Source organism: Prosthecobacter sp. (assembly GCF_044232965.1).
In the GTDB taxonomy this organism is placed as follows: Bacteria; Verrucomicrobiota; Verrucomicrobiia; order Verrucomicrobiales; family Verrucomicrobiaceae; genus Prosthecobacter.
In genome coordinates this window covers 1-3,065 of sequence record NZ_JBIIKX010000155.1, presented here as the reverse complement: position 1 = coordinate 3,065, position 3,065 = coordinate 1, and the positions used below count along the sequence as shown (strand labels likewise).

Genomic DNA, 3,065 nt, shown 5'->3' with positions numbered 1-3,065 from the left:
GGGGCGGCACCAAGACCGAGGCTGGCGGTGGCATTGCCCGTGATCCAATTCGAGTAGTCCATGCTAACGGCGTTGTTTCCGGTGGCAAAGCTGCTCCGGCCATTGGTGGTGCTGGGATTGAAGATACCATCAAAGAGGAAGTTTGCCTGACGGACGGTGGTGGTTTCCGCTGTCAGCTGAAATTCAGGAGTGGTGATGCCCTGGGAGGCGAGAGAGCCGGGGAATTTGTAGTCAGGCAGGAAGTAGTTGAAGACGGTATCCGCGTTGATGGGGGACTGCTCAAGTGTGCCGTCGGTATTGCCGAGTTGGTAGGTGCTGGAGCGTGAGTTGATAGTGCCGGTGCGATTGAGTGGCTGAGAGAGCAGCGGGAACTGATAGACGCTGTTGTTCCCCTGGCTGGTGTTCCAGCCGCTGATGGCGCTGGAAATGAGGAACGTGTAGGTCTTCAAATCGACCACGGTATCCACGGTGACGATGAGGTCAGCGGGCTGAGGCAAGGTCTGAATGCCGTAAATATTGAGCTGCACCTGATTGCCGACAGCGAGGTGGTGATCCTCTTCCGTGCGCATGGTGACACGGCGGTCATTCGGCGCGGCTAGGCCAGAGGTGGCGATGGTCATGCTGCCAGGCCTAAAGCGTGGGATCATGCAGTTGCCAGTGCGAGCCGTGGCCGAAGTGCCGACGACAGGAATGGTGAAAGCGTTGCCATTGTCTCCATTATTGGCTGTTTCAGAGTGGGTGATGGTATAAACGAGGTCGTCGATTGCCGTGCCACTTGCCGGGCCGCTGGTGAAGTCCATAAAGACCTGATTGCCACTCTGAAGCCAGTGACCGCCCATGGAGACCGTGCACACGGTGGAGTTCGCCGGGATGCTGTAGGTGCCGGTGGCATAGTTCGTCGCCTGGACGGTGAAGGAGTCGGTATCCACGCTGGTGATGCCGTAGGTGCCAGTCCACGGGGCCACACCCGTGGCGGGCGTGAATTCGAGCAGGACGTTGTTTCCATTAGCCAGCTTATGGGCCGTGCCAGCGGGCGTGAGGTCGATGGTGATGGTGCGGGTGCCGGTCTGACTGTAGTTACCCGCGAAAGTGCCAGGGCGGAAGGCACGGCCAGCGGCGGCCACGCGCAGCAAAGGCTCGCGCTGCTTGCCAAAGGCGGGTTTGGTGATTTCGCCTGCATTGCGAGCCTCGTAATCGAGCAGGATGGCCTTAATGACGGCTTGCATATCACCTCGAACGCCGTCGCCACGGTTATTGAACTTCTGCACCACGCGGTAGAGGTAATCACGCGAAGGATGGCTGGTGACGAGGCGCTGGATGAGCTGGCGGCAGATGAAGGGGCCGGTGTTCGGGTGGTCAAAGAGCTGCTGGTGCGAGAGCTCGAGTTCCTGACCAGCGAGTTGCTCGTAAGCGGACTGGTTGAAGTGCGTGGTGTTGTGCGTGGCGAGCGGATCGAGCAGCTGGCCGCCGAGTGTGGGTAATCCGGGTAAGACCTCGTTGTTGAGCACGCGTTTGGGGCCCGTGTAGTGGCGGGCGGGCACCTCACGCATGAGGCCCATCCAGTTGGCTGGGGCATTCAGGCTGGTGCGATAGGCCCCCGTGTAGCCATCCGTCCAGCCGGTGAAAACATGAGAAAAGCCGACGATTTCACGCTGGGTATAGGTGTCGATGGGCGTGTCCTTGGAGGTCAGCATCAGGGTGCCGTCCGGCCACATCCGGTAAAGACCCACGGCAAATAACTGCTTGATTTCACGGGCGTAGTTTTCGTTGGGAATACGACCGGTGGCTGGGTCAGGCTTGTCGTTGTTCTTCATGTCGAGGTAGCGGCCCATCGCAGGCGTGAGCGTGGTCGTCTCGAGGATGTCGCGGAAGTTGCCAAAAGAGGCCTCATTGAGCTTATCGTAGAAGAAGGCGATGGCCTCACCGCGATTGTCGAGCGGCCCCTGTCCGGAGATGACGTGGATTTCGCTCATAGCGAAGGCGATGCGCTGGCGGAGCTGGTCAGCGTTGGAAATGGAGTTTCTCCACCAGGCATTGAAGAACAAAGCCTCATCTAGCTGTGAGCCGCCTTGTGCGTCTGCACGGCGGGTGCGGAGGACTTCGGGCAGGGTTTGCGAGGCGATCTGGAGGAATTGAGCATCGATCCAGGTTTCGTAGCGGCTGGCGGGATACTGGCCAGAGCTACTGGTAGCTGTGAGGGCTTTCAGCGCGGCGATGTCGGCGATGTTGGGGCCAAAGCTGGCCTGGGTGAGGAAACGAGCCGCGCCCACATCGGTATTGCTGTCATCAGTCCAGGTCGGCGGTGCGGGCGGAGGCGAGAAGGTGCGGGAACCGTTGGCGAGGGTGTAGTTGCCGCGAATTTCGCCGTTGGGGTAGGCTGTGGTGTGCAGGTTAATGTAGGATTTGCCCTGTTTGATGAGCTCACGGACGTCGGCAGCAGTCAGAGCGCCGACACCGAGGATCGTCCATTTATGCGAACCCGCATAGGGGCCGCTGAGCACGAGGCCGTCACCAGGCGTGACTGGCTCCACACCGTCGAAAATGATGCCGGCGGGGGCATTCAGGAATGGGTCATTATGGACGTGCCAATCGGTGAGCAGGCCGGTGAGGCCGCTGTGGTTAAAGGTCACATATGCGACTGTTTCATCCTCCGAGAGGCGCATGGTGGCCGTGCCGACGCCAGTGGTGATGGCACCGCCCTGGGAAAGCATGGTGGCGATGTAGAGCGTGCCAGGGGTGCTGCCAGGGGCTGGCGGCACGTAATTGGTGATGACATAACCTGGAACGACCTCGCTGGCGGCGGTGGTGGCTTCACCGGGCTTCGACCAGCCGAGCGAGAGGTTGTCGCTGCCGACTCCGGCCTTGTGTAGGATCTCGAAATAGTAGCGTTTGCCCTGTTCGAGGGCCATCCAGGGGGATTTGGCCGTAACGCCGCCGGTGACGGTCGCACGCTTGAAGCTGTTGATCGTCTCGTCGTCGTTGGAGAGCCAGAATTCAGCCGAATCGCTGGCATTGAGCCAGAAGTAGTAATTGCCCGTCGTGGGCGCGGTGATGTAGCCGCGCAT

At 60.2% G+C, this 3,065-nt stretch carries 1 protein-coding gene; it reads right to left on the bottom strand.

The window, feature by feature from the left end; all coding sequences use genetic code 11:
* Window positions 1-3,065 (bottom strand): DUF1800 family protein (locus tag ACILSI_RS26905; RefSeq protein ID WP_395725017.1); only part of this gene is annotated, 3,065 nt, incomplete at both ends.